At 43.9% G+C, this 27,000-nt stretch carries 21 protein-coding genes; 7 read left to right on the top strand and 14 right to left on the bottom strand.

From position 1 onward, the window contains the following. The first annotated feature begins 1,083 nt into the window (after nt 1-1,083). The 3 genes from GVO63_RS06625 to GVO63_RS06615 all read left to right on the top strand — a co-directional run bounded on the left by GVO63_RS06625 (nt 1,084) and on the right by GVO63_RS06615 (nt 5,722). Nucleotides 1,084-2,385, top strand: a complete 1,302-nt coding sequence (locus GVO63_RS06625; protein ID WP_268891619.1) for an MATE family efflux transporter — start codon at nt 1,084-1,086, stop codon at nt 2,383-2,385. A 133-nt stretch (nt 2,386-2,518) separates the two neighbouring features. Beyond that, on the top strand, nt 2,519-4,534 hold the full coding sequence (uvrB, locus tag GVO63_RS06620; protein ID WP_159493396.1) for an excinuclease ABC subunit UvrB: 2,016 nt from the start codon (nt 2,519-2,521) through the stop codon (nt 4,532-4,534). A 261-nt stretch (nt 4,535-4,795) separates the two neighbouring features. Then, nucleotides 4,796-5,722 (top strand): LysR family transcriptional regulator, encoded by a 927-nt coding sequence (locus GVO63_RS06615; protein ID WP_159493395.1) that lies wholly within the window; start codon nt 4,796-4,798, stop codon nt 5,720-5,722. A 100-nt stretch (nt 5,723-5,822) separates the two neighbouring features. Here the strand turns inward: GVO63_RS06615 and queC are convergent, their stop codons facing one another. Then, entirely contained in the window at nt 5,823-6,479 is a 657-nt protein-coding gene (queC, locus tag GVO63_RS06610) for a 7-cyano-7-deazaguanine synthase QueC (protein WP_159578636.1), read from the bottom strand. Between the two features lie 94 nt (nt 6,480-6,573). Between queC and queE the strand changes: the two genes are divergently transcribed. Together queE and GVO63_RS06600 are read left to right on the top strand one after the other, a co-directional pair. Then, complete coding sequence (queE, locus tag GVO63_RS06605; protein WP_159578634.1) at nt 6,574-7,248, top strand: 7-carboxy-7-deazaguanine synthase QueE; 675 nt, start codon at nt 6,574-6,576, stop codon at nt 7,246-7,248. A 37-nt stretch (nt 7,249-7,285) separates the two neighbouring features. Continuing rightward, a complete protein-coding gene (locus tag GVO63_RS06600) occupies nt 7,286-8,176 on the top strand; it encodes a transporter substrate-binding domain-containing protein (RefSeq protein ID WP_236552075.1) in 891 nt (296 codons plus the stop codon). Between the two features lie 161 nt (nt 8,177-8,337). Here GVO63_RS06600 and asnB read toward each other — a convergent pair whose 3' ends face one another. Beyond that, complete coding sequence (gene asnB / locus GVO63_RS06595) at nt 8,338-10,008, bottom strand: asparagine synthase B (protein WP_159493392.1); 1,671 nt, start codon at nt 10,006-10,008, stop codon at nt 8,338-8,340. A 355-nt stretch (nt 10,009-10,363) separates the two neighbouring features. Continuing rightward, nucleotides 10,364-12,031, bottom strand: coding sequence for a M28 family metallopeptidase (locus tag GVO63_RS06590; RefSeq protein ID WP_159578632.1), 1,668 nt, complete (start codon nt 12,029-12,031; stop codon nt 10,364-10,366). A gap of 70 nt (nt 12,032-12,101) precedes the next feature. On the opposite strand from GVO63_RS06590, the gene GVO63_RS06585 reads away from it, so the two are divergent. Together GVO63_RS06585 and GVO63_RS19750 are read left to right on the top strand one after the other, a co-directional pair. Then, nucleotides 12,102-13,034 (top strand): DUF3025 domain-containing protein, encoded by a 933-nt coding sequence (locus GVO63_RS06585; RefSeq protein ID WP_159578630.1) that lies wholly within the window; start codon nt 12,102-12,104, stop codon nt 13,032-13,034. Beyond that, on the top strand, nt 13,035-13,163 hold the full coding sequence (locus tag GVO63_RS19750) for a hypothetical protein (RefSeq protein WP_268891618.1): 129 nt from the start codon (nt 13,035-13,037) through the stop codon (nt 13,161-13,163). A 7-nt stretch (nt 13,164-13,170) separates the two neighbouring features. Here GVO63_RS19750 and GVO63_RS06580 read toward each other — a convergent pair whose 3' ends face one another. From GVO63_RS06580 to GVO63_RS06530, 11 genes are all read right to left on the bottom strand, one after another. Then, nucleotides 13,171-13,875: a YIP1 family protein gene (locus GVO63_RS06580; protein ID WP_159493389.1), complete on the bottom strand. Its 705-nt coding sequence runs from the start codon at nt 13,873-13,875 to the stop codon at nt 13,171-13,173. A 289-nt stretch (nt 13,876-14,164) separates the two neighbouring features. Beyond that, nucleotides 14,165-15,889 (bottom strand): SLC13 family permease, encoded by a 1,725-nt coding sequence (locus GVO63_RS06575; protein WP_159578628.1) that lies wholly within the window; start codon nt 15,887-15,889, stop codon nt 14,165-14,167. Between the two features lie 16 nt (nt 15,890-15,905). Beyond that, complete coding sequence (gene cysN / locus GVO63_RS06570; protein WP_159578626.1) at nt 15,906-17,321, bottom strand: sulfate adenylyltransferase subunit CysN; 1,416 nt, start codon at nt 17,319-17,321, stop codon at nt 15,906-15,908. Between the two features lies 1 nt (nt 17,322). Beyond that, nucleotides 17,323-18,114, bottom strand: coding sequence for a 3'(2'),5'-bisphosphate nucleotidase CysQ (gene cysQ, locus GVO63_RS06565; RefSeq protein ID WP_159578624.1), 792 nt, complete (start codon nt 18,112-18,114; stop codon nt 17,323-17,325). Then, nucleotides 18,114-18,710 carry an adenylyl-sulfate kinase gene (gene cysC, locus GVO63_RS06560; protein ID WP_159493385.1) on the bottom strand — a complete coding sequence of 199 codons (597 nt, stop codon included), beginning with the start codon at nt 18,708-18,710 and terminating at the stop codon, nt 18,114-18,116. The genes cysQ and cysC overlap by 1 nt, the downstream gene beginning before the upstream one ends. Continuing rightward, complete coding sequence (gene cysD / locus GVO63_RS06555) at nt 18,710-19,624, bottom strand: sulfate adenylyltransferase subunit CysD (protein WP_159578622.1); 915 nt, start codon at nt 19,622-19,624, stop codon at nt 18,710-18,712. Before cysD ends, cysC begins: the two co-directional genes overlap by 1 nt. Before the next feature lie 264 nt (nt 19,625-19,888). Next, nucleotides 19,889-21,394 carry a sodium/proline symporter PutP gene (gene putP / locus GVO63_RS06550; RefSeq protein WP_159578620.1) on the bottom strand — a complete coding sequence of 502 codons (1,506 nt, stop codon included), beginning with the start codon at nt 21,392-21,394 and terminating at the stop codon, nt 19,889-19,891. 116 nt (nt 21,395-21,510) lie between these two features. Continuing rightward, entirely contained in the window at nt 21,511-23,301 is a 1,791-nt protein-coding gene (locus tag GVO63_RS06545) for a GGDEF domain-containing protein (RefSeq protein ID WP_236552074.1), read from the bottom strand. Nucleotides 23,302-23,677: 376 nt separating this feature from the next. Next, nucleotides 23,678-24,382: a DUF3379 family protein gene (locus GVO63_RS06540; protein WP_159578616.1), complete on the bottom strand. Its 705-nt coding sequence runs from the start codon at nt 24,380-24,382 to the stop codon at nt 23,678-23,680. Further along, nucleotides 24,375-24,932: a sigma-70 family RNA polymerase sigma factor gene (locus GVO63_RS06535; protein WP_159493444.1), complete on the bottom strand. Its 558-nt coding sequence runs from the start codon at nt 24,930-24,932 to the stop codon at nt 24,375-24,377. Before GVO63_RS06535 ends, GVO63_RS06540 begins: the two co-directional genes overlap by 8 nt. A gap of 117 nt (nt 24,933-25,049) precedes the next feature. After that, nucleotides 25,050-26,903 carry a DUF885 family protein gene (locus GVO63_RS06530; protein WP_159578614.1) on the bottom strand — a complete coding sequence of 618 codons (1,854 nt, stop codon included), beginning with the start codon at nt 26,901-26,903 and terminating at the stop codon, nt 25,050-25,052. Between the last annotated feature and the right edge of the window lie 97 nt (nt 26,904-27,000).

Raw genomic sequence — 27,000 nt, 5'->3', positions numbered from 1 at the left:
ACCTGTGCTTCAACGGAGGCGAATATTAAAGACGTACTTAAGAACTGTCAACAACATAAATGAAATATTTGTACTGACTGCGCAAAAAATAGCTTTTTGCCGCTTTTATGCTTATTTTGTCGTCAATGTTGTGAAAAGGATGGTTAATAAGTACACATCATTCATTAAATGTCTTCGCAAAACGTTTTTAAAGATTCAAGTTTTGCAATGAAATTCGGTTTTTCAAATATCTCTTTAAATAAATCTTCTATAACAAAATAGAATAAAAAATTGCTTCCATACTGTTACTATGTACAGTGTTTAATAAATCTGTAACCTGTACCCGAGGATTAAAAGGTTAGTCACCACTTACGTGCTGGAGAGATAACCGAGCATAAAATCGCGCCAAATATGGTCTGGCGTTAGTTATCCACTAAATCTGTGGATAACTATGTTGATAGCTCAAAATTGAAGGAAGCTTTTGTTAGATCGATGCGTCTACGATCAAACGACTTTATCTAATGTTATAGCTAATTATTATTTTATAACAAGTGTTTACGGTGGGTGTAGCGATCTTGTATATCGATCGTATTAGATCGATTGAACAAAAAGTAGCTTGTGTGTTAATTCAACGAATGTCTAAATGCTACCCAATGAAATCCATCTTATTTCTCAATGCCTTACATTTCATTAACATTTAAGAGGGTCTGCTTTACAACAGACAATGAGCTGTCATTGGTTGCGCTGACGCACAAAGTAGGTCGAAGAGGTAAGGCACAATAGAAGATAATCTGTTAGGAGGTTACAAAGGAGTAGTAATTTGTACTTTGCTAAAAAATGGTTGTTGGGCATTCATTGTGGGCAAAATTGATAAACTTACGTATTTTAATAAGAAAACAGGCGTAAACAAACAGCGCTCTCATTCATTGATTTGTTGGTCGAATTCACATAGCTATATATAGCTTGCTCTTTTACACTACCGAACGGTTAATTGCAGGATTTTAGTTTGCTGGAGCTCAAGTGATAAAAAATAACGGTAAACCACGTACTTCTGACTTATTAGAAGAGGATATCGGTGCCACGTTAAAGCGTATGACCATTCCTATGATATTAGGAATGGTAATGATGATGAGTTTTGGGCTTATCGATACTTTTTTTGTCAGTTTGTTGGGAACCGACCCGCTCGCTGCAATTAGCTTTACCTTCCCTGTTACGTTCACGGTAATAAGCTTAAACATTGGATTAGGCATTGGTACATCCGCGATTATAGGTAAGTTGCAGGGCGGTAAACAAATAAACAAGTCTAAGCACTATGCAACGGGCTCACTTATGTTGTCTGTCCTGCTTGTAGGTGCATTAGCGGCCATAGGTTTTTTCACTATTGAACCTGTTTTTACATTGCTAAATGCAACGGAGAACCTAATGCCGTATATCCACGACTATATGGGGTTGTGGTATTTATCTAGTATCTTTCTGGCTATGCCAATGGTGGGAAACAGCGTGCTGCGCGCCTGTGGTGACACCCGAACCCCCAGTATTGTTATGGCTGCAGGTGGCGGGCTAAATGCATTGCTCGATCCTATCTTTATTTTTGGTTTGGGCCCTATTCCGGCAATGGGGATAAAAGGGGCTGCTCTTGCTACCTTTATCGCGTGGATAGTGGGCGCATTTTGGATACTTTATATTTTGGCTGTTCGACGCAAATTGATGTTGCCCCGGTTACTCACTTTCACTGAATTACGTGATAGCAGTCGAGAAATTTTGAAAATTGGACTGCCCGCGGCTGGCGCCAATATGCTGACTCCTGTTGCAGGAGGCGTAATGACGGCAGTCGTTGCCGGTTACGGGGCAGAGGCTGTGGCAGCGTGGGGGGTAGGAAATCGTATGGAGTCAATTGCCAGTATTGTGGTGCTAGCATTGTCGATGACTTTGCCGCCTTTCATCAGTCAAAATGTCGGTGCGGGGCAAGTCGAGCGCGTTAAGAAGGCCTATTCACTGACGTTAAAATTTGTTCTTGTCTGGCAGTTCGCTATTTTTCTGCTTATGTGGTGGCTTTCAAGCTGGATTGCCGTGGCATTTGCTAATGAAGCGGAAGTCAGCGTACTTATACAGCTTTTCCTAATGATTGTGCCATTAGGTTACGGTATGCAAGGAATAATCATACTGACTAATTCGTCATTAAATGCGATGCATCGCCCCATGACAGCGTTACTGTTGAGTGTCATCCGCTTGTTCGTTTTCTTCGTACCCATCAGTATCGCAGGGAGTTTTCTTTTCGAGCTGAAAGGGTTGTTTGCGGGCACGGTTATAGCAAACATAGCGATGGCGTGTGTATCTTTCTTAGTTTTTAAACGCGCTGTCGCTGATTTTGAAGCTCAGGCGCCAAGTGCTTCTTCACAATCATAAGCCGTTGAACACGATTAAACGCAAAACTATCACAAGAGAAAAGCTTAACCATATACGAAAAGTATATTGGCGAGAATATTCAGTTTCATTAGGTAGCAGACGACATCAACGCGTCAGATAAAAGGTTAAATCAATGAGTAGAGGGTTCGAGCTTCATTCTAAATATGAGCCAGCAGGTGACCAACCAAAGGCGATAGAAGCTTTAGTTGATGGATTAGAAAGTGGGTTGGCAGGCCAAACACTTTTGGGCGTGACAGGGTCGGGTAAGACCTTCACGATGGCTAATGTTATCAACAAGGTCCAGCGCCCAACGCTGATTTTAGCGCACAACAAAACGTTAGCCGCTCAGCTATACGGTGAAATGAAAGAGTTCTTTCCCAACAATGCCGTAGAATACTTCGTTTCCTATTATGACTACTATCAACCCGAAGCCTACGTGCCTAGCACAGATACTTTTATAGAAAAAGATGCGTCGATTAATGATCATATCGAACAGATGCGGCTGTCAGCGACAAAAGCACTGATGGAGCGAAGAGACGTTGTCATTGTAGCCAGTGTATCTGCTATATATGGCTTGGGCGATCCTGAATCCTATATGAAAATGTTGTTGCATCTTCGTCAGGGCGACACCATGGATCAGCGTGATATTTTACGTCGATTGGCTGAGCTTCAGTACAAGCGCAACGATCTCGCATTTGAGCGGGGGACTTTTCGTGTGCGCGGTGACGTTATCGATATATTTCCAGCAGATTCTGAAAAACAAGCCGTTAGAGTTGAATTATTTGATGACGAAATAGACAAAATCAGCTTGTTTGACCCCTTAACAGGGGCGGTAGACAAATCAGTAATAAGAGCAACGGTTTTTCCTAAAACGCACTACGTTACGCCTCGTGAGAAAATTCTTAATGCCATTGAGCATATTAAAGACGAATTGGGCGATAGAAAGAAACAACTTCAAGAAGCAAATAAGCTGATAGAAGAGCAGCGTATTTCACAGCGTACACAATTCGACATTGAGATGATGATGGAATTAGGGTACTGCTCTGGTATAGAAAACTATTCTCGCTATCTGTCTGGAAGAGCACCTGGAGAGCCGCCGCCAACGCTGCTAGATTATTTTCCCGCTGATGGTTTAATGTTCATTGATGAGTCTCACGTTACAGTTTCGCAGGTGGGTGCCATGTATAGAGGCGACCGTTCTAGAAAAGAAACACTTGTAGAGTTTGGCTTTAGACTGCCTTCAGCGTTGGATAATCGGCCACTAAAATTCGAGGAATTTGAACAAATCTGCCCTCAGACCATTTATGTTTCCGCCACGCCTGGTGATTATGAACTGAAGAAAACAGAAGGCGAGATTGTCGAGCAAGTTGTGCGTCCTACCGGGTTATTAGATCCTATTATAGAAGTTCGGCCCGTTGCTACGCAGGTGGACGACGTACTCTCTGAGATTAAAAAGCGTGTGGACGTTGACGAAAGAGTCTTAATAACTACGCTAACGAAGCGTATGGCCGAAGATTTAAGTGAATATTTAAATGAACACGGCGTTAAAGTTCGTTATCTGCACTCTGATATAGATACGGTTGAGCGTATAGAGATTATTCGTGACTTGCGGCTAGGTAAATTCGACGTTTTGGTAGGGATTAACCTATTGCGAGAAGGCTTAGATATGCCAGAAGTATCTTTGGTTGCTATTTTAGACGCTGATAAAGAGGGCTTTTTACGCGCTGAGCGTTCTCTGATACAGACGATAGGTCGAGCCGCGCGCCACGTGAATGGTAGAGCGATTCTTTATGCTGACAGTATTACCAAATCAATGCGAAAAGCGATGGATGAAACAGATCGCCGCCGCGAAAAGCAAATAGCCCACAACAAGGCAAATAACATCACTCCGATGCGGTTAAATAAGCCTATTACCGATATTATGGATTTAGGCGAAAGTGCGCACCCTGCGTCTGGTAAAGTGAGACTAAGAAAAGTTGAGGAGAAGAAGAAACAACAAAAAGCGGCCAGCGCCACTGACTTGATGGACCAGATTACAGAACTTGAAAAGCAAATGTTCGAGTATGCTCGTGAGTTAGAGTTTGAAAAAGCCGCGTCACTGCGTGATGATATTGAATCGTTAAGAAAGCAGGTCGTTACTCTCTCCTAATTTTTGCCCTTTTGACCGAGAAGATGACGGTGGGTTTTTGTATAAAAACGAATAACCCACAGCAGCACTTTAATGATGCGAACCAAACTACACGCTGTCCTGTTATCGTGAATATAAGAAGGAGTCAGTCCGGTAGAATAAAATAAAGGTTTTTCGCTTAATATGAGATGAAAAGCCAAAAAATATCGTTGTAATAGCACAATTAGTTTCATATAGTTCAATGTAGAGTATCGAAAACTATACCTATAAACAGGTGCTAATATGCTTAACCGTCTTCAGGAATCAGATATAAAGCTATTGCGTGTGTTCTACGCCGTGGCGAGCTGCAATGGATTTACTGCGGCTGAACCCGTGTTGCGAATGCAACGACCAAATATCAGTGCCGCGATTAAGAAACTGGAAGAACGTCTTGATTTAGTACTCTGTCATCGTGGTCGCGGTGGTTTCCAAATGACAAAGGAAGGGGAGGTCGTTTTTCAAGAAACTAAACGCATCTTTAACGCCTTCGATAACTTTGTATTCAATCTTAAGTCACTCCATGATGACTACTCAGGTCACATTACGCTTGTGTTAATGGCTGGTCTGCCTTTGTCGATGCATTTGGCCGTAAGTAAAGCGGTTAAAAGTACCATGAAAAAGTTTGATGATATCCATGTTAATATCCAAACTCGCCTTTACAACGAAGTGGAACATGTGGCGCTGTCTGGAGAGTGTCATTTAGTGGTATCGACGTATGACATGGTTAAGCCGGAATCAGTGACATTTCATCCTATCGGCATCAAGACCGAAGGGCGGCTCTACTGCTCACCTACTCACCCTTTAGCAAAGTATCGCGATACTGAGTTACCAGAGGGAGTTAAAATAAGCGACTACCCAGCTATCGGTATTTCAGGCCTATCTTCAGCCAATTACATTGAAGATGAAACAAGATTATCGATACAAACGTTTTCTGATTCTTTTGATGCAGCGATGTCTGCCATCATGACCGGTGAATACATCGGTTTATTGCCTGATTATATGGCTAAAGAACAAGGCGCTGCACTGGGACTTGTGCCTATTGCAAAAGGAAGTTTGTTTAACTTCAGCCACGAAATGTTTGTAATGAACGGTAAGAACACACGCCTCAATCCAGTGTTGCGACATTGTATTAAAGAACTCAGCTATTTCATCTCTGAGAGCCAGAAATAAATATACGATCTGGTATTAAGTACAACAATAACCTCCCACTCAATGCACGCTTGCAAAAAGTAAGCGTGTTAAAGGTAGGAGGCTTTTCATCTAGAACGTTTTATTCATACTCGAGGGGATCGATCGCGCCGTTTTCTTTGAAAGCTTCCAGACGTTCTTCACAAGCGCCGCATTTTCCACACGCTTTTTCCCTTCCGTTATAACACGTCCACGTAAGTCCATAATCTAGCCCCATGGATAGCCCGTCAGTCAAAATAGCGGTTTTACTATCGTCGATATAGGGGGTCATGATGGTGACGGGGGTGTAATTCGCGATCCCGCATACGTCATTCATTTTATGAACAAATTCGGGGCGGCAGTCTGGGTAAATAGCGTGGTCGCCAGAATGTGCGCCGTAATAAACTTCGTTAGCGTCTAAACTTACCGCATAGCCTACCGCGAGTGAGAGCAGTATCATATTGCGATTGGGCACCACGGTCTGCTTCATGCTTGGTTCTTCATAATGACCTTCTGGTACGTCGATATCCGAGGTCAATGCGGAACCACCAATCAGCGTATTAATAGCGCTTATATCAACAATCTTATGCGGAACATTTAGTGATTCACACACTTTGGCAGCGTAATCGAGTTCTTTCTTGTGGCGTTGACCATAGTCAAAGCTCAAAGCGTGAACTCTTTTGCCCTCTCTTAGTGCTTTGTGTAACACTGTGAAGGAGTCCATGCCTCCAGAATAGATAACAACAACATTTTCTGACATAGTTTTTGAAGATTTAAGAAATTATGCCCGAATTTTATGTGATCCTTGGTAAAATCCCAACACACAATCGTTAAAGGGTATCAAATTGTCTGTAATGTCCACTCTTAACATCAATGAGATGTTTGAAACTATCCAAGGTGAAGGTGCTCATACCGGTATTCCTTCTATTTTTGTAAGGTTGCAAGGTTGCCCTGTCGGCTGTCCGTGGTGTGATACAAAGCACACTTGGGAGATAAAGGCTGAATTGAGCGTATCGCCAGAGGCTGTGATTAAAAAAGGCCAAGAATCTGAAACATACTTTATTTCTGATGAAGCGGCGTTATTGGCACAGTTTTCTAAGGAGGGATATGTCGCAAAACACGTGGTCATTACCGGTGGTGAGCCGTGTATGTACGATCTGCGCCCCCTCACTACATTGTTACATGACAAGGGATACACAACGCAAATCGAGACGAGCGGAACGTTTGAAGTACTTTGTGACGACCGCACTTACGTTACCGTATCGCCAAAAATTAATATGAAAGGCGGGTACGATGTATTGGTCAGCGCCCTTGAAAGGGCCAATGAGATTAAACATCCCATTGCCATGCAAAAACACATTGATGAGCTTGATGCGTTGCTTTCTAAAGTATCATCACTCGATGGAAAACAAGTGTGTTTACAACCAATTAGCCAGCAAAAACGAGCAACAGAGCTCGCAGTTAGTACTTGTATTGAGCGTAACTGGCGTCTATCTTTACAAACACATAAGTATATCGGTATCGAGTAAATGTTGGCTTTAACGACTAACCCGTGGCGCAGCGCCAATGCTTAATTTACGTCCATGTAAAAAGGTAAACCTTAGGATTCTTGTATTATGTGGTTTTCTGACTGCATTTTCAGCGCATGGCGCATTGTGGACGATTAATTATCCTCGCCCCATTGATGATACTGATGCGCGTACGCAATATCCTATTGCCTTGTTAAAATTAGCGCTGGATAAAACCGGGGTGAATTATGAACTTCGGCCGTCAGATCGCATACTCTTGACCGGGAAGGCAATGCGTCAACTTCGTGAAAATAGAGAAGTCAATGTCGTGTGGAGTATGACCGATAGTCAACGAGAAAAGGAACTCACTCCTATTAGGATCCCTATTGCGAAAGGACTTATCGGGCTTCGGGTTTTTGTGGTAAACAAAAATAAAAAGTCAAAATTTGAAAATGTTTTATCGCTTAACGACATGCGAAAGCTTGTCCCCATTCAGGGCGAAGAGTGGCCAGATACTAAAATTCTCCAGGCAAACGGCTTTAATGTTTTCACGGTACCTGAGTTTCGAGAAGCCTATGACCTTATGAAGCAGGGGAAGGGGGATATTTTTCCACGTTCAGTGATAGAAGTTAGCGCTGAGTTGGAGGCCGAGGGAGCAGGCAGCAACCTTTATCTTGAACCATCGATGGCATTGTATTATCCAACGGCCATGTATTACTTTGTGAGTATCAATAATAAAACCTTAGCAAACTTAATTGAAACAGGTCTGAAAAGAGCCATAGATGATGGTTCGTTCGATGAGTTATTCAATGCAACCTATGCGCCCGTTTTATCGTCTATAGATATGGAAGAGAGGAGGGTCTTCTCGTTAGAAAACCCTTTACTTCCACCTGAAACACCCTTGTCTAATTCATCGCTTTGGTACAAACCAAACGTAATTGAAGACTAGTTTTTAGCAGCGCGCATAGATAATACCAATCCGCATAGGTAGTTATCTAAGCGGACTGGTATAACTACCCACTCAGTGAGAGTTAAAAACAAATAGCCACAAATAAAAAACGCGGCACATATGCCGCGTTTTTCTACTATTTCTAGAGGGTTAGCTAGCGGTTAAGATTCACCCGCGTGAACGCCTTTCATTGAGCGACCCGATGGATCAGCATTGTTTTTAAAGCTCTCATCCCATTCAAGGGCTTCTGCAGTACTACATGCGATAGACTTACCACCCGGTACACAGCGCGCTGCGCTTTCTTGAGGGAAGTAGCTTTCGAAAATAGTACGGTAGTAATAGCCTTCTTTGGTGTCAGGCGTATTCACTGGGAAGCGGAACTCCGCAGTAGCCAGTTGTTGGTCGCTTACTTCGTTTGCAACAAAGTCGCGAATTGAGTCAATCCACGAATAACCTACACCGTCACCGAACTGCTCTTTTTGACGCCACAATACTTCTGCAGGCAAGGTTTCGCCATTATCAAACGCTTTACGAAGGATCCATTTCTCCATTTTGCCATCAAGACACATTTTATCTTGTGGATTTAAACGCATGGCTACATCGATAAAGTTTTTGTCCAGGAAAGGTACGCGTGCTTCTACACCCCAAGCTGACGTTGCTTTATTAGCTCGCGCACAGTCAAACATGTGTAGACGATCTAATTTACGCACGGTTTCCTCGTGGAACTCTTTAGCATTTGGCGCTTTATGGAAATACAGGTAACCACCAAAAATTTCGTCTGAGCCTTCACCTGATAATACCATTTTGATACCCATCGCTTTAATCTTACGGGTCATAAGGTACATAGGGGTTGCAGCACGAATCGTGGTTGTGTCGTAAGTTTCTAGGTGAAAGATAACATCACGGATGGCATCTAAACCTTCTTGAATTGTGAAATGAATCTCATGGTGAACGGTACCAATCATGTCCGCGACTTTTTTAGCGGCTTTAAGATCCGGCGCGCCTTCAAGACCTACAGCAAAGCTGTGTAGGCGAGGCCACCACGCATCGGTTTTATCTTCGTCTTCAACGCGCTTTGCTACATACTGTGCTGCAACAGCTGAAACCAATGATGAGTCTAGGCCACCAGATAATAGCACGGCGTAGGGAACGTCAGACATCATATGCGATTTTACGGCTTTCTCAAAAGCGACACGCAGTTCATTCAAATCGCTGGTGTTGTCTTTTACGTTATCGTATTCCATCCAATCACGGGTGTAATATTTAGTAACTTTGCCTTCTTTACTCCACAGGTAGTGGCCAGGAGGAAATTCGCTAATTGTTTTACACACGCCAGCTAGGGCTTTCATCTCAGATGATACATAGAAATTGCCATGTTCATCATAACCTGTGTATAGCGGTATGATACCTATATGGTCGCGAGCGATTAGATAGGCGTCTTGCTCTTCATCATAAAGAACAAAAGCAAACATTCCTTCTAAATCATCGATAAAGTCCACACCTTTCTGCTGAAAAAGAGGCAGGATAACTTCGCAGTCAGAGCGAGTTTTAAATGGATAGGGTTCGTCTAAGTTTGCGGCGAGCTGCTTATGGTTATAAATCTCGCCATTCACCGCTAGAATTTGCTTATCGTTTTGGCTGATAAGAGGCTGCGCGCCAGTGTCTACGTCGACAATCGCCAGTCTTTCGTGACAAAGAATGGTATTGTCATTATTCCAGATACCCGACCAGTCAGGGCCACGGTGGCGCAATAGTTTAGATAAATCGAGGGCTTGGGTTCTGAGTTCAGACACATCGGTTTTGATATCAAGGATACCGAAAATACCACACATATAACGGATTCTCTCTGTTCACTTGTTGAAAAAAATAAATTGAGGTTTTCTGTCGGTACTCGCGTACGAGCGGGCGAAGGATTGTTTTTATTCTTTTTCTCGCGTGCCTTGAATGTGCCAGTCTGACAGGAAATTGCAAGTACATTATGATGAGAAAATGGAAATTCTTATTCCTTTTGTCTCAAATTAGCGTTTTATTAACATTTTTGTCCTAATCCTCACGCTAGAAGCGATGTGCCTATGCTAAAAAACAGGTGGCTGTGTAATAAAAGGCTATGTAATGAAGGGCTATGTAACAAAAGAGCCTCATACGAGGCTCTTTGCAAAATATAAAATAACCTTACCCTTCGTAAGGCTAGTTTTTACGTTGAAACTCGCTGGCTTCGTTCCATTTTGGCCAAGCATCTGCATTTGCGACGCCAACGCCAACATCAAATAACATTTGGGTATCCTGCACAATACCGCCTAAATCCCAGTCGTCGCGATATTGGTCACACACTTGATGATAGCAACCCGTAACAATAACGTTCATACGTTTTCTGTATTTGGCTGTCTCTTCATCTGCGGGCTCGTTACCGCCCTCTGCATAAAGTGCCGGTACACCTTGTTTGGCAAAGCTGAAATGATCTGAACGGTAATAATAACCCGCTTCAGGTCTATCTTCTTGGGTCAATGTACGACCTTGTTTAGCTGCAGCGGCTTCAAGGTAATCTTCCATTTCTGATTTACCCATGCCTACCACGGCTACGTTTTTGGTTTTACCTAGAACGTTCATAGCGTCCATATTGATGTTAGCAACGGTATTCTCAATAGGAATAACCGGGTTACTTGCATAGTATTTACTGCCTAATAACCCTTGCTCTTCCGCGGTTACCACTAAGAATGATACCGAGCGCTTTGGTGCAGGCGTAAGTTCAGAAAAGGCTTTGGCCATGGCCAAAATAGCTGCGGTGCCTGTCGCGTTGTCATGGGCGCCGTTATAGATTTGGTCGCCTTCTTTGCTCTCATCTTTACCTAAATGATCCCAGTGCGCCGTGTAGATAATATGCTCATCAGGAAACTCGGCGCCCGGCAGTGTGGCAATAACGTTATTGCTCTCTGACTTTTTGAATGTGTTATTAACGGTAACCGATGCTTTAATATCCATGGCCCTGTTATACGGACCTTTCATGGCATTAGCTTTCTCGGTATCAAAATCCAGGCCTGCGTCAGCAAACACTTTTTTCGCAGCATCCAGCGTGAGCCAGCCTTCAACGGCCACTCGACTGGCACCTTTGTCAGCACTTACTAAACCGTATTGTGGACCGCTCCAACTGTTAGCAACAACCGACCAGCCGTAAGAGGCAGGTGCAGTTTCATGAACAATAATGGCACCTGCCGCGCCTTGTCGGCTTGCCTCTTCATATTTGTAGCTCCAGCGGCCATAGTAGGTCATTGTGGTGCCCTGAAACTTTCCGCTTTCCGGGTTTTCAAAGCCAGGGTCGTTGATCAGTATGACGACGGTTTTACCTTCAACGTCTAGCCCTTCGTAATCATTCCAGTCGTATTCTGGTGCATTCACACCATAACCAACAAAAACAAGCTCTGAATCTTCAAGTGATACTGAACTTTGCTCGCGCTTTGATGACGCTACCATATCCTCTTTATAAACGAAGCTGTTGTCGCCAATTGTCATTGTCATGTCTGGATCAGCGGTAATTTCCATAAGCGCCACTTTTTGCAAGAAGCTGTCACCGTTGCCAGGTTTTAGACCAGCTTTAGTAAATTCACTGACAAGGTAGTCGATGGTCTTCTTTTCACCTTCAGTCGTAGGTAAACGTCCTTCGAACTCATCTGAAGACAGTACTTTCAGTGGCTCACGAATATCAGCATCGGAAATATTGTTGTAAACACTGTCGAAGTTTGAAGCCACAGGCATGGCTTGCTGTGTTGACTCTTTTGTTGAGGTGCTGTCGTTTGAAGGTGTGCATGCACTTACGCCGATAAGGGTAGGTACAAGTAATGGCAAAAACATTTTTTTCATTGTTAGTCTCTGTTTGCTCTACAATACCTACCCAGTATAGAGAAAACCCCAGAACGAACCAATAGTTGATATGCAATCACACTCAATACCCTTCTGTAAGGACTACCTGCTCAAACATGCCAGTAAACCCGTGACGGCACTGCTAGAAGAGTTCGGCTTACTGAGTAATAATGAATTTCCAACGCCTGATTTATTGAACAAATTAATTGCTCAATATCACAAGCACTGGCAAGGCCCATTGTTTAAAGGGCAAAGTCAGTTTTTAGACGAAGACCAACGTTATTACGAAACCATCATCAGTGAAGACGGTGTTGTTCCCACCCGTGAGCAAAGCTGGCATGATTTATTCAACGCCCTAATTTGGCTTCAATTTCCAAAAACAAAATATTTGTTAAATGCGCTACATATCAATGATATTAAAACCCACGGCGTAAACCCCAGGACGGCACGGCGCAATCGCATTACACATTTCGATGAGTGCGGTGTGGTGCTTGCCATAGAAGAGCCTGCAACGAGAGTGCAAATCTCCAGCGAGGCGGGCATTTGCTTAGAAAACAAAGATAAGAGAAGCTCGCTATACGACGCTGAGGCGCTAGAAACCTTTTTAGCTGAGTTAGCGGCGCATGAATGGGAGCGGGTTTTCGTTGAAAAGCGAGCGCTGTGGCACGCGAATGTTAGCCCCATTATTTTTGGGCACGCAAACTTAGAAATGATGCTTAAACCGTTTGTTGGGCTCACGGGCAAGTGGCTGTCGGTGTCCGTACCTTATGGCTTTAGTAAACTCAATAAATGGCAGCAGCGCTCAATAGTTGACGATGCCATGACAGCGCGTATCAAAGCATTAAATTATTTTGAGTCTACACCGCTTTTAAAGCCGTTACCCTTGCTGGGTGTTCCTTTATGGCATAACAATCAAGATGCGACTTTTTATCAAAATAAGGAGTATTTTAGGCCGCTTCGCTCAGAAAGTAAGCCAACGATACAGCTTCCGCTATGGTCTTAGGTGTTTATCGTTGAGCACCAGTCTTCAGCTTTGTGTGCTCCGTTTTCTGTAGATAAGCGCTACACCAGTGATATCTCTGGTGAAGCGCCAATTGACAGTCAATCGGACAAAGACGTCGAGATAGAATAGGGGATGGTTAGAATATTGCCAAGGCAACTAACCAAATGCCGTAGATTACAACATAGGGGGCGACTGCAATGAGTGCTGCCTTTTTCAGCGGAAAAGACGTCCATTGCGAGATGCCTACCGTAGCTAGGTAAATTCCCCAAAAAAGTTCTAACCTTAGCGCTTGACCGAACGCGTACCACGGTGAGTCCATGGGGATATTTGCAATAAAGCCTAAAGAGGCGGGTGCCATTATTGATGGCGCCACTTGATGATCGCCTGTAAATAGCAGCAGTGCTAAGCCAACTAAACCTGTCAGAACGTACGGCATTGATAACCACCATGCAAAGCCATACCAGTCTGTAAAACCAAATACATGGGTGTCGTCTGAACGAGTCGCAAGATTAACGTACACGGCATAAACCGCATTCACGATAATCGGCACAAAAAAAGCGCCGATAATTGATGACCACAGTAAAGCATCTCGGGTGAAAAATGCCTTCATTTGCTCTTCTTCCGCAGGACTCATATCGCCTTGGGCGGCAATGTTCATCTGTGCGAACCACTCAATGTCGACAAAATTTACATAGAGATATTGTGATACCAGCGTGATGGCCATGATTAATATAAATGGCATCCAACTCCAATTATTGTTTTCTCCTATTGCCTTGAACACGCCATTAGGCTTAAAGAAAATATCATTACACGCTTGGAAAGGGTTCGATACATTGTGCATCCCTTGCTCCTTTTTTCATCGTTTTTATTAACTATCCATACACTGTGTAAAGCAATGACTGTATGTAAGTCATTGTTCATAAACACCCGAATAATAACTATCTGTGCGGGTGGATATTACATTAGTGACACAGATTACTGCTGGCTATAGGCGATGTACAGCACAAGATTCTGAACAAGCGCATTTTTTTGTAAGTGAAAGTGAATACTAATGGAATACATAACGTGTGTTAGAAGCCAGACAGAAAAAGGGAAGCAAAGCTTCCCTTTAGAAAAAGACATTAACCTGACTATAGATAAGTGATATTCAGTAGTGTAAGTACAATCGTGCTGTACATAACTGAAATTGGCAGTCCGATTTTTATAAAATGGGAAAACTTATAATTTGCAGCGTTGTAGACAAGCAAGTTAGTTTGATAGCCAAACGGCGAGATAAAACTGGCACTTGCCGCAAATGCTACTGCCAGTGCAAATGGCATAAGTGGCGCGCCAATAATTTGCACTAAACCATAGGCAAACGGAAACATTAGCGCCGCTGCTGCATTGTTGGTGACAAACTCGGTCAACACAAGCGTAAGCAAGTAAATGACCAACAGAGCGATGAACCAGTCGGTTCCTGATAACACCGGCATAAGTACTTCTGTGGTTGTACTTATTACGCCTGAATTCTCAAGCGCGGTGGCCAAGCTTAATGCGCCCACGATCACAACAATCAAATTCAGCGGCAAGTTTCGCTTCATTTCGCCATTTGACGTTACTTTGACCCCAATCAGCACCGCGGCCAAAAATAGCAGGCCAATAGCTAATGAAATGACGTTAGTTGCAGCCAAAAGTACCGTGGTAAGAAAGCCGCCAAGGGTGATCCATTCCTGATTATTGGTCAGTGGTCGTGCAATTTTTTGCTCAGACAAAATGAAAAAGTTCTTATTTAAATTTTGTCGTGTCGCGAAGTCTGGGCCAGTCGCGAGAAGTAAAAAGTCACCGGCTTGGAGCTTTATTTCTCCTAATTTGCCTGACAATTGTTCACCGTCGCGGCGAATTGCCACTACAGCAGCGTCGAACAAGGCTCTAAAGCCGAGTTTTTTTATCGTTTGCCCAATCACTTGAGCACGATTGGCAACAACGACTTCAGTCAAACTTTCGCGCAGCACGCCATCGGTTTCTGCAAACATGCTTAGCCCTTTAATATGGCTAAGGCTATCAAGTTTTTGGACATTGCCAGAAAATATCAATTTATCGTTTTCGAGAATCACCAAATCAGGGCCTACAGGAGAAATAAGATTCCCATTGCGCACCACTTCCACCAAAAAGAGTTCTGGCAGATTACGCAGGTGATTTTGTTCTACCGTTTTGCCGATAAGTTCTGAACCTGACTCCACTTCGGCTTCCACCATATACTCGTGATAGTTATTGCTCTTGTTGCCTATATGAGGCAGTAAAGGAAGCAATAAAAACATGAGTAGACCACAACTTAGCCCCGCAACGGTGCCGTACAGTGTGAAATCAAAAAAGTTAAACCCTGGGTGACCGTGTTCTTGCAAGAAGCTATCTACGATTAAGTTGGTAGACGTACCGATTAAAGTGACCGTCCCACCTAAAATAGCAGCATACGAGAGCGGTATTAATAATCGTGAGGCAGGATGATATTGGTTTTGCTTAATAGGACCAATGAGGCTTGCCACAATGGCCGTATTATTTAACAGCGCTGACGACAAAAATGTCAACGAAAACAAACGCCAGTAGGACTGAGTAAAGTTAGCACTTACTAGTTTTCTTCCTAGGCGTTTGATTAACGCGGTTTTATCTATTGCGCTGCTTACCAAAAGCAACAAAACAAGGGTAATAAGCCCCTTGTTTGTTAAATTTAGCAAGATGTCATCAAGAGATAACTGCTGGGTAACCAGTAATACTAACACTGCACCAGAAAACACAGTGGAAGGGCGCTGACTGGTAAAGATCAGCGCGCATATCGTACTGGCAAAGACTGCCAGTACGATGAACTGGGTCACATCCATTTTGCTCCAGTCCTGCTTATAGTTTACTGATATCCACAGAGTTCCAATGCGGGAAGTGCTTACGAACTAGTGCATTGAATTCAAGCTCGAACTCAGAGAAGTTTGGCGATGTATGCTGTGCGTCGCCAGCAATTTCATCAATGATCATACCTGCACCAACAGTGCCATTGGTTAAGCGATCGATAACGATGAATGAGCCTGTAGGACGGTTGCGTTTGTACGGGTCGCAGGCAACAGGCTGCGTGAACTTAACGTCAACCACACCAATCTCGTTAAGATTGAGATGCATAGCGTCGGTTTCTTCTAGCGTGTTCACATCAATTTGGTTATCAATATGCGCAACAACGCCCGGTGTTGACTTCGTCGCAAACTTAAACAAGTACTGCTTGTTTGGCATTAGCGGCTCTTCAGACATCCACACAAGGTGTGTTTTGAACTGCGTGTTAAGTAACGGTAAGTTGTCTGATTTAACAATCATGTCGCCACGCGAGATGTCAATTTCATCTTCTAGTGTTAGCGTTACCGCCTGAGGTACGTAAGCGCGTTCTTGGTCACCTTCAAAGGTAACTATTTGCTTCACCTTAGATTTTTTACCAGAAGGAAGCGCAGTAATTTCGTCTCCAGGAGCAATTTGCCCTGAAACAACCGTACCGGCAAAGCCACGGAAGTCTAGGTTAGGGCGGTTAACGTACTGTACTGGAAAACGGAAGTCTTCATGATTGTCGTCTTCACCAATTTCAATGTTTTCTAGCATTTCCATTAATGGCGTGCCGTCAAACCAAGGTGTTTTGTCGCTCTTACCTACTACGTTGTCGCCTTCAAGAGCGGAAATCGGAACAAACTGAATATCAGGAATATCAAGCTGCTCAGCAAACTTCAGGTAGTCTTCCTGAATTTGGTTGTATACCTCTTCTGAATAGTCCATCAAGTCCATTTTGTTGATTGCAACAATCACGTGCTTAATGCCTAGAAGAGAAACTAAGAAAGAGTGACGTTTTGTTTGTACTTTAACGCCGCCACGGGCATCAACAAGAATAATAGCCAGGTCGCACGTGGATGCACCGGTTACCATATTACGTGTGTACTGCTCGTGTCCTGGTGTGTCAGCGATAATGAATTTACGCTTGTCAGTAGAGAAGTAGCGATATGCTACGTCAATCGTAATACCTTGTTCACGTTCTGATTGAAGACCGTCTACAAGAAGAGCAAGATCAACTTTTTCACCCGTCGTTCCCACCTTTTTGCTGTCTTTTGTGATAGCAGCAAGTTGGTCCTCATAAATCATTTTTGAATCGTGAAGTAAGCGACCAATAAGGGTACTTTTACCGTCGTCTACGCTACCGCAGGTAAGGAAACGTAGCATGTCTTTCTTTTCGTGTTGCTCTAGGTAAGACAGAATGTCCTGTCTTAATAATTCGTTTTCATTGTTCATGTTATGCGCTCACAAGGAAAAAGGGGTTTAACACAGACTCTTTTTGGTTATACGTAAGAGCGTCAGCGTTATCATCTAATGGATTTTCGGGGTCTAGTACCGTTACGTTCGCACCAGCCGCGAGTGCGACTGCGTGCGCTGCACCCGTATCCCATTCAGATGTTGGGCCTAATCGAGGGTAAAGATGTGCTTCGCCCTCAGCCACTAAGCAAAGCTTCAGTGAACTGCCCATCGCCACAAGCTCGGTTTCACCTCTTAGCTGTGCCAATAAATTTTGAATCTCAGGGCTTTGGTGAGAGCGGCTGCCGACTACTTTCCACACTTCTGCACCATCGTGCTTGCGTGCAGAAATAGCGGTAAACTCGCCATTCACTTCGGTCCATGCACCTTCACCTACAATGCCTACATAGCTTTTGTTAAGTGCTGGCGCGTAAACCACACCCATAGTCGGTTTGCCGTTTTCGATAAGTGCAATGTTTACCGTAAACTCACCGTTTTTCTTAATAAACTCTTTGGTGCCATCTAGCGGGTCAACCAGCCAATATGACGACCACGTTTTACGCTCATCCCACGAAATATCTGCTGATTCTTCAGACAGAATCGGTAATTCAGATTCCGCTTCTAGGGCGCTAACAATAACGTTGTGTGCGGCAAGATCAGCTTCAGTTAGCGGGCTGGTATCCTGCTTTTCATAAATGGCAAAATCTTTTTCATAGATTGCCATTATTTTATCGCCAGCTTCTTTGGCGATGGCTAACACTTTCTGTGCAAGCGTATTTAAAGGCTGTGTCATTACACTAATCCCTTTTCTTGAAGCAAAGCATACAAACGCTCTGCGGTCTGCTCTGCAGGTTCATCCTGATAGGTTAAGTGTACTTCCGGCGCTTCAGGTGCTTCGTAGGCAGAATCAATGCCTGTGAAGTCCTTAATTTCACCGCTGCGCGCTTTTTTGTATAGCCCTTTAGGGTCGCGTTTCTCGCACACTTCAAGTGGCGTATCAACAAACACTTCTACGAACTCACCGTCTTCAAGTAGGCCACGGCAATAGTCGCGGTCAGCTTTGAATGGCGATATAAAAGCGGTAAGCACAATGGTACCGGCATCCACAAATAGCTTGGCGACTTCGCTAATGCGACGAATGTTTTCAACGCGATCTTTATCGCTAAAACCTAAGTCGCCGCACAAACCGTGGCGCACGTTATCGCCGTCAAGCAGATAGGTGTGCTTGTTCTGCTCGTGAAGCTTCTTCTCGAGCAAATTTGCCAATGTTGATTTACCCGAACCGCTCAACCCTGTCAGCCAAAACACGCGAGGCGTTTGACCCAACTTGTTAGAGCGAGTGGTCTTGTTGACTTCGTGTTTATGCCAAACAACATTGTCGGTGGCCATTAGAAGTACCCTTCCATTTTCTTCTTCTCCATAGAGCCTGCGCTGTCATGGTCGATAACACGACCCTGGCGCTCAGACGTCTTGGTCAGCAACATCTCTTGAATAACTTCAGGCAGGGTAGCCGCCTTTGACTCTACTGCACCAGTCAGTGGGTAGCAGCCTAGGGTACGGAAACGCACAGAGCGCATTTCTGGTACTTCACCTTCCTCAAGCGGCATGCGGTCGTCATCAACCATAATAAGAACGCCGTCACGCTCAACCACTGGGCGAGGCTTAGAAAGATAAAGTTGTGGAATATCGATGTTTTCCAGGTAGATGTATTGCCAGATATCTAGTTCAGTCCAGTTAGACATTGGGAACACACGAATGCTTTCGCCTTTGTTTACCTGAGAGTTGTAAATATTCCAAAGCTCTGGGCGCTGGTTCTTAGGGTCCCAGCGGTGGTTGCTGTCGCGGAATGAATATACACGCTCTTTAGCGCGAGATTTTTCTTCGTCGCGTCGAGCACCACCAAACGCAGCATCAAACTTATATTTGTTCAGCGCTTGCTTAAGTGATTGGGTTTTCATGATGTCAGTATGTTTTACTGAACCATGGCTAAATGGGCCAACGCCAGCTTTCACACCTTCTTCATTGATGTGAACAAGCAAATCAAAACCGTGCTTCTTAGCTTGTTCGTCACGGAACTTAATCATTTCACCAAACTTCCACGTGGTATCTACGTGTAATAGTGGGAAAGGAATTTTGCCGGGCGCGAACGCTTTACGGGCAAGGTGAAGCAGTACAGAAGAGTCTTTTCCTACAGAGTACAGCATTACTGGGTTTTCAAACTCAGCAGCAACCTCACGGAAAATCTGGATACTCTCGGCTTCGAGTTGTTTCAAATGCGTTACAGACGGGATACTAGCAGTCATTTTGAAGTCCGAATTTATGTTATATGCAAAAAAGTTATATACGGGTTATTTTTCTGCATAGAACGATAACATATTTAATTTCAAAAGTAGTATGCGATTTTGCTATTTAAAATAGCTATCTTATTCCATTAAATAAAAATGTCATGCAATTGAAGCATAAGCCAATTTTTTCAAGGGCTATAAAAAGAAAAAAGCCCTGTTTAATAATATAAACAGGGCTTGTTATTCACTACCTTTGCGAATGACTTATTTCGTATCCCTCGCTTACCTTTCACTCAATTTGGTCTGGAAAGCGTCGAACGTATCGACCACACCTTCTCTTGGCGAACCAGATTTACTTAAAACCATGATGGTTAAGCTAGATAAAATAAACCCGGGTACAATTTCGTACATCCAGTCACCAAGCTTTTGGCCGCCGATTTCAATAGGAAGATAAATCCACAGTAACACCGTCACTGCACCAACGATCATACCGCCTAATGCAGCACGGCGAGTCATTTCACGCTTAAACAGACTAAATAGTACAAGCGGTCCGAAGGCTGCACCAAAGCCAGCCCAAGCATTACTTACAAGTGTCAAAATGGTGCTGTCTCTATCATAAGCTAGATAGATTGCTACAAGCGCGACAACGACTACGCTGACACGACCAGCAATAACGAGCTCGCCATCTGACGCATCACGTCTTAGGAAGGCTTGATAAAAGTCGCTGGTTAGTGAACTTGAGGTTACCAACAGCTGAGAAGAAATCGTACTCATGATCGCCGCTAAAATCGCAGCGAGCAGGAAGCCACCGATAAGCGGGTGGAATAGAATTTGAGATAAGTAGATGAAGACTGTTTCAGGATCAATGTCGTTGCCGTTTCCTGTTACATAAGCCAAACCAAAAAGGCCTGTCATCAATGCGCCAATAATCGACACTATCATCCAGCTCATACCAATATTTCTAGCGGTTGGAATATCTTTAACTGAGCGGATAGCCATAAAACGAACAATAATGTGGGGTTGCCCAAAATAACCTAGGCCCCATGACATCAGTGAAACAATGCCTATTACGCTTAGTGCTTCATTGGTAGACGCGTCCATAAATGCATCGAAAAGCGCCGGGTTTATGGTATCTAATGCGTCAATTGACGCGCCGATCCCGCCCAACTCATTAATAACAACGGCAGGCACCATAATAAGCGATACAAACATGATGCAGCCTTGTACGAAGTCAGTCATGCTCACTGCCATGAAGCCGCCCACCAATGTGTACGCTACAACAACGCCAGCGGTAACATATAACCCAGTTTCGTAGGTTAATCCGAAAGAAGTTTCGAACAATTTGCCGCCTGCGACAACGCCAGAGGAAGTGTAAAGCGTAAAGAAGACAACGATAACCACAGAGGCTATAACGCGCAATAAACGCGTGTTGTCGGCGAAGCGATTTTCAAAATAGTCGGGGAGGGTAATAGAGTTGTTGGCCACTTCGGTATAGACGCGAAGGCGTGGAGCAACCAACATATAATTAGCTAAAGCGCCCAATGTTAAGCCTACTGCAATCCAACCCGCGGACAACCCTGATACATACATCGCGCCGGGTAAACCCATGAGCATCCATCCACTCATGTCTGAAGCACCTGCTGAAAGTGCGGTTACCGCGGGGCCTAATTGGCGGCCGCCGAGCATATAGCCCTCTACGTTGGTGTCTGTCTGCCGATAGGCAAAAAGCCCTATTCCTAACATTACAATAAAATACAAACCCAACGAGATTATCGTGCCAGTAGCCATATAAATTCCCTATGATTTTTTTCTCATGCTAACACCTCTGACTCAGAGTCTCTACGTCAGTCAGTGACCTTGCATATTTTCTATACGGTTACGTGTAAATAAAGTTTGGCCGACAATTAAAATGATAGAGAGACTACGCGAGCTCGCCCCTCGCGTTTTGCTCTGTAAAGCAAATCGTCACACGCTTTAATAATCGTGTCTAAGTTGGTCTCACCCTTTACATCCAGAATCCCAGAAGAAAAGCTGACAGAAAACTTCTCATCAGTGCCGTTCCAATATTTTTGACGGGAAAGCGCAACATTGAGCTCATCAAGGATCCGTTTGGCTGATTTTTCATCAGTGTCAGAGAAATAAACTAAAAACTCCTCACCACCATATCGGCAGAGCTTATCTGATTTGCGAATTCTATTTTGAATGATTTGGGTAAATGTAGTTAGCACTTCGTCGCCCACGATGTGGCCGTATCTGTCATTAATCTTTTTAAAATTATCAACATCAAGAAGGGCGATACACGAGGTTTTGTTACTTTTTAGCGATTTCTTCAAGCTGTTCAACATGGCCCGACGGGTGAGGGCGCCAGTAAGAGAGTCCCGCTCAGCAAGTAAATCGCTTTGTTTTTTAGCGACCCAAAGCCACAGGGTGAGAATAAGTAGAATCACTAATATCAACGCGAAAATCGTGGTTTTCATGGCTTCTTTATCGGTAGAAAGACCGTTTCTTTCATTTCGTAGTGTAGTTAACTCTTTCTGCCGATAGTGCGCTAATTCAATATCTTCTGCCAAATTATCTGTGAAGTAAGATGAAGAAAATTTAAATCGCTCCGTGTTTTTTGCAACGAGCAATTTATTGTAGGACTGAGAGTGCTCGTACGCTTTTTCATAATTGCCCGCAGCATCGTAGAGTCTTGAGAGTTCGAGCTCCATTTTGAGCTTAATCTTCTGTTTAAAACCTGAATCGACGGTTTTTGCTAGAACGATATTTTTATATTGCTGAACTGACTCATTGAACTTTGCTTCATCATTCAGTACCGCTGAGTAAAGTGCATCTGCGTAGACAGAGAGTTCTTGAGTTTTTTCCTTCACTTTTGAAGTATCGAGTTGTCTAATTTGCTCCATGACTTTTTGTGCTGCGTTCTCATAACCTTCACCTTTCTGAAAAACAATAGCACGAAGCTTTTGAACATATATCAACAGCTTCTCGTGTGATGAATTTACCCTAGATACATAATCTACGGCGTCCTCTACCAAAGCTAAAGCATCGTCAAAACTGTTTTGAACAAGTAATGCGTCTATCGCCGAAAAGAAAGCCCAAGTAGTGACTACGCTGCTTTCAGCCTGTTCTTTACTATCAAGAATTTGCTGGGAGTGGTAGAAGGCTCTACTCGGAACGAAGAGCTCGAGGTAGGCATCTCTGAGCCAATCATGCGCGATAGTTTTTGATAGTGCATTTTGTAAGTTTTTGTCTGGTGAATAATGAGGAAGGTGCGCCAACGCATATTCAAGTTCATTAATGGCCTGAATAGGATTGGTTAAATTAAGCTCCATAGCCAGCCATATACTCGCTATTGCGGTAGCTGTTTTACTACCCGTATCCAGAGCTTCAAGTTTCAAACGTCTCAATGCAGGCACAGTTTCGTTGATACGCAGAGAAGAACCGTCAAAGTCGTTAACCGCCCTTGCATATATGTAATACGCCTTTGCAGCAACGAAGAGTTCAGGCATAAGCGCTTTTAGCTCTTGCCAGTGTTTATCTAATAACGGCTCTTTAACGAAAATCGGAACTCGTTGGGAATCAACATCATTTGCGGTAGAAGTGGCTAATAAATGTCTAAAAATCACTCCTTCACTTTGTTTATCATCCTGTAAGCCTGATTCTTCAATCATTAAAGTAATATCAGTATTGCTCACATTACTTGGTGTGTTCCAATGATAGATGGTTGTGGCTGCAATGTGACTATAGCCGTCAAGTTTCTCTAACCTTAAAGCGTTTTTGATATCGGAGCTCTGTGCGCGTAAAGAAAAACAAGTCGTCAAAGGCAACAATAGACACAAGATTAGCCTTGTAAAACGACACCAAGCGGTCATAGTATTTGCTACCTCTATACTGCGGATAGGCTGAAAAGCGAATTCATTTTTGAAACGAACGTTTTAATTCCAAAATTATAAGTTTTATTGGACAGGTTTTCACCTTAATTTTAGGCAAAAAAATCGGCCACAGTGGGCCGATAAAGTGAAAAGTCTATGGTAAAGGATCATTGGAGCGGGGGGCCAATTACCGTAATCGTCAGGCTGAAAATTGAATTCTCTCTGACACTGCCTTTTTAATCCCGCTGAGATCGGCGTCTTTATCACCCACAATCATTATATTGGCACGCTTCATTTTAATGCTCTCGCCGCGGTACTGACTATCTTTAAATTCGCTAGGTACGCGAATATCGCCGCGCTCTGGTACCACAAATACTGACATCTTGCCTTGAGGTGTATTCACTATAAGGTGGAGGCTTCTCACTGTGCTCAAATGGCAATAGTTCGCGACTTCTACGCCATCTAACATTTCACTAAAGCTGCCGCCGAAGCTTGCGAGTTTTGCGTTGACCATATTCAAGTCAACTGGAAGCAATGAGTGTGCGTGTTCCATTTCTGCATACTGCATGTGCGCAAGCGCTTGCCCACCAAGGCTAAGCGGCTGGTGATACCACATGGTAAGCCCAATGCCCACGGTAAAAGCAACGGACGCGGCCATGGCTAGATACCAGCGGCTTCTGCGTTTATAACGGGTGAATTCGTCTGCCGACTGTTGCCAAATGAGTTTACTGGCAAGGTCCTCCGTAACATCCACTTTTAAAGCTTGCTTTAACTGTTTGTCGAACTGCTTTTGTTCATTCCAGAAACTGCGCTTGCTTTCATCTTCTTTTGCCGCTTCTACAACATCACTGTCAGTCGTTTCTGGATCGGCGTAGATTCGACGCCTAAATTCTAATTCATCCATTTACACGACCTCTCTGTTCATTTTGTTTCTCTAATGCCTCTTTGAGCTGATTCCTTGCCCTAAAAAGGCGAGTCATCACGGTGTTCTTGTTGAGCCCGAGTTGATTGGCAATCTCTTCGCCACTAAACCCAAAAAGGAGCTGAAGTATTAAAGGTTCGCGATATTCAAGACTCAATCCGCCTAGTAGTCGCTGAAGCTCTCTATCTTTTAAGTCGCCGTCTGCGTGCTGGGTATCGTCTTGTATATGGCAGTCGTCAATATCTACCGTATCGAGTTGCTTGCGCTCAAACCTACGGGCGTTTTCACGGCGAAGAATGGTAATCAACCACGACTTCGCCGCCTTTTCATCATTAAGGGCGTCTAAAGAGCGCCAAGCGCGTAAGAAGGTTTCTTGAACGACATCCTCGGCAATGCTCTGGTCTTTAATAAGCCAGAATGCATAGCGGTAAATATCGGCATGGAAAGCCTTTACAAGCGCTTCGTATCTTTGGTGTTTTGCTTTCATACCCGATAAGACCTGACCGCTATCGGATTTATTTCGCCCAAGCATAAAAAAAATCCAAAATCTGAAACTTTTTTCACTATGACATAAAAAACGCGCCATTTCGTTACTCAAAAGACGCGTTTTAAACTAACTGCTAGTTTTCAAGCTACGAAGACGAACTTGCTATGCTTTTTTCACAGAGGCGATCCAAGCGTTTATGTTTTCTTCTAAGATAGAAAGAGGCACTGGACCGTATTTAAGCACTTCGTCATGGAAACCTTTCCAATCAAATCTGTCGCCAAGCTCGGTCTGAGCATGTTCTCTCAGTTCCATGATTCTAAGTTTGCCAATCATATAAGCGGTCGCTTGCCCTGGCATGGCGATGTAACGCTCAATCGCTTTTTGCGCGTCATATTCAGGGTTCGGTGTGTTTTCAACAAGATAGTTTACGGCCTCTTCGCGGGTCCATTTCTTCGCATGAATACCTGTATCAACCACGAGTCTGCATGCACGCCAAAGCTCCATAGCCAAACGCCCGAAATCAGAATACGGGTCTTCATAAAAGCCCATGTCTTTCGCGAGTTCCTCGGTATATAAGCCCCAGCCTTCTGTGTATGCCGTGAAACTCAAGAATTTCTGGAATTGAGGTACACCCTCAAGCTCTTGTGCAATTGCGCGCTGCATGTGATGGCCTGGAATGCCCTCGTGATACGCGAGTGCCTCTAACTGATAAGTTGGCATAGCCTTCATATCATACAGGTTGGCGTAATAAATTCCCGGACGGCTGCCGTCCTGTGCAGGGCTTTGATAAAACGCTTTGCCTGCCGATTGTTCACGGAACGCTTCAACCCGTTTAACAATCATAGGGGCCTCTGGCAGAATACCGAAGTATTCAGGAATAGCTTCTCGCATGTCGTCTATGGCTGTTTTCGCCATATCAAGGTATTGCTGTCTGCCTTCATCGGTTGAGGGCAGATAGAATTGATCGTCTTCACGCATGAAAACAAAAAATTCTTGGAGCGTGCCTTCAAAATTCACCTGTTTCATAATGTCGCGCATGGCGTTATGTATGCGTTCTACATTGTCTAAGCCAATTTGGTGAACTTCATCAGCAGTAAGGTCAGTGGTGGTGAACCAGTTAAGGCGATTTTGATACCATTTATCACCATTTGGCAAACGCCACACACCATCACCTTCAGGTGTTATTTCACGCTGATGGGCTAGTGCTTCAATAAACTTTTCATATGAGGGTAGAACCGAGGTTACTAGCGCCGCTTTGGCTTCACCTAAAAGGGTAGTTTTTTCGGCCTCTGTAATATCAAGACGGTTTACTTTGTTTTGAAAATCTTCCCAGATAGTAGAAGACGTTTCGCTTGCATCAAATGGCGCGCCAGTTATTACGTTTTTCGACGCGACAATCATTTGGTCGTAGGCCCATGCAGGTGGGAATACACCAGCTTGTTCGCGCACCTTCATTTGGTCAATAACCTGGTCGAAGTAGGTACGCACGTTGTCTAATCGACCAATATAGGCCTGAGCGTCTTCCGTACTTTTTACACTGTGAATATTGATAAGGAAGCTGGGTACCTGAGTGTGCGCAGCGCGAAATTGATGCACAATATAGCGGTGATGTCTAAATTTGTCGTTAGCTAAGTCACGTTCAATGCCGAGTTTGTAAAGGCGTAAGCTCAACTGTTCTTGGTCAGTTAACTTGTTGGTGTCAAAGCTATCGAGCGTTTCTAGTCGGTTTTTGGCGATAGCAATACGGGCATCAGCCTCTTCATCACTGATATCATCCCACTTGTCGTAGTCCCATTTTTTGCCTAAGTAGCTTTGAAATAGCGGCGACCGTTTGAGATCTTCTTCGAAAGTACGTTCGAAAAACGCATTAAGGCGTTCAGACTCAGACTGTCCAGCAGGCTGTTCTGTTTTAATGGGTTCCGGCGCAGTTTTAGCGGTTTCACTTGCTGGAGAGCAAGCGGTTAATGTAGTGATCGCTAACGCAATTGGCGTAAGCTTTAACAGTGTTTTTTTCATTTTGTTCCCCGTCGCGTTTTATTGGTTGTTATTGTTGCCTACAAGCTTCGAGCTTCAAGCTAAAAACTAAAAGAGTGATAAATCTTCAGAGGGCGAT

This window comes from Alteromonas sp. KUL106, assembly GCF_009811415.1.
GTDB lineage: Bacteria > Pseudomonadota > Gammaproteobacteria > Enterobacterales > Alteromonadaceae > Alteromonas.
The sequence above is the reverse complement of the archived record's forward strand: the minus strand, read 5'-3'. Positions and strand labels throughout refer to the sequence as shown.

What these genes read in the sequence shown, in the direction of transcription:
- GVO63_RS06625 (WP_268891619.1), top strand. Translation starts at nt 1,084, where the DNA reads ATGATATTAGGAATGGTAATGATGATGAGTTTTGGGCTTATCGATACT.
- uvrB (WP_159493396.1), top strand. Translation starts at nt 2,519, where the DNA reads ATGAGTAGAGGGTTCGAGCTTCATTCTAAATATGAGCCAGCAGGTGAC.
- GVO63_RS06615 (WP_159493395.1), top strand. Translation starts at nt 4,796, where the DNA reads ATGCTTAACCGTCTTCAGGAATCAGATATAAAGCTATTGCGTGTGTTC.
- queC (WP_159578636.1), bottom strand. Translation starts at nt 6,479, where the DNA reads ATGTCAGAAAATGTTGTTGTTATCTATTCTGGAGGCATGGACTCCTTC.
- queE (WP_159578634.1), top strand. Translation starts at nt 6,574, where the DNA reads ATGTCCACTCTTAACATCAATGAGATGTTTGAAACTATCCAAGGTGAA.
- GVO63_RS06600 (WP_236552075.1), top strand. Translation starts at nt 7,286, where the DNA reads ATGCTTAATTTACGTCCATGTAAAAAGGTAAACCTTAGGATTCTTGTA.
- asnB (WP_159493392.1), bottom strand. Translation starts at nt 10,008, where the DNA reads ATGTGTGGTATTTTCGGTATCCTTGATATCAAAACCGATGTGTCTGAA.
- GVO63_RS06590 (WP_159578632.1), bottom strand. Translation starts at nt 12,031, where the DNA reads ATGAAAAAAATGTTTTTGCCATTACTTGTACCTACCCTTATCGGCGTA.
- GVO63_RS06585 (WP_159578630.1), top strand. Translation starts at nt 12,102, where the DNA reads ATGCAATCACACTCAATACCCTTCTGTAAGGACTACCTGCTCAAACAT.
- GVO63_RS06580 (WP_159493389.1), bottom strand. Translation starts at nt 13,875, where the DNA reads ATGCACAATGTATCGAACCCTTTCCAAGCGTGTAATGATATTTTCTTT.
- GVO63_RS06575 (WP_159578628.1), bottom strand. Translation starts at nt 15,889, where the DNA reads ATGGATGTGACCCAGTTCATCGTACTGGCAGTCTTTGCCAGTACGATA.
- cysN (WP_159578626.1), bottom strand. Translation starts at nt 17,321, where the DNA reads ATGAACAATGAAAACGAATTATTAAGACAGGACATTCTGTCTTACCTA.
- cysQ (WP_159578624.1), bottom strand. Translation starts at nt 18,114, where the DNA reads ATGACACAGCCTTTAAATACGCTTGCACAGAAAGTGTTAGCCATCGCC.
- cysC (WP_159493385.1), bottom strand. Translation starts at nt 18,710, where the DNA reads ATGGCCACCGACAATGTTGTTTGGCATAAACACGAAGTCAACAAGACC.
- cysD (WP_159578622.1), bottom strand. Translation starts at nt 19,624, where the DNA reads ATGACTGCTAGTATCCCGTCTGTAACGCATTTGAAACAACTCGAAGCC.
- putP (WP_159578620.1), bottom strand. Translation starts at nt 21,394, where the DNA reads ATGGCTACTGGCACGATAATCTCGTTGGGTTTGTATTTTATTGTAATG.
- GVO63_RS06540 (WP_159578616.1), bottom strand. Translation starts at nt 24,382, where the DNA reads ATGGATGAATTAGAATTTAGGCGTCGAATCTACGCCGATCCAGAAACG.
- GVO63_RS06535 (WP_159493444.1), bottom strand. Translation starts at nt 24,932, where the DNA reads ATGCTTGGGCGAAATAAATCCGATAGCGGTCAGGTCTTATCGGGTATG.
- GVO63_RS06530 (WP_159578614.1), bottom strand. Translation starts at nt 26,903, where the DNA reads ATGAAAAAAACACTGTTAAAGCTTACGCCAATTGCGTTAGCGATCACT.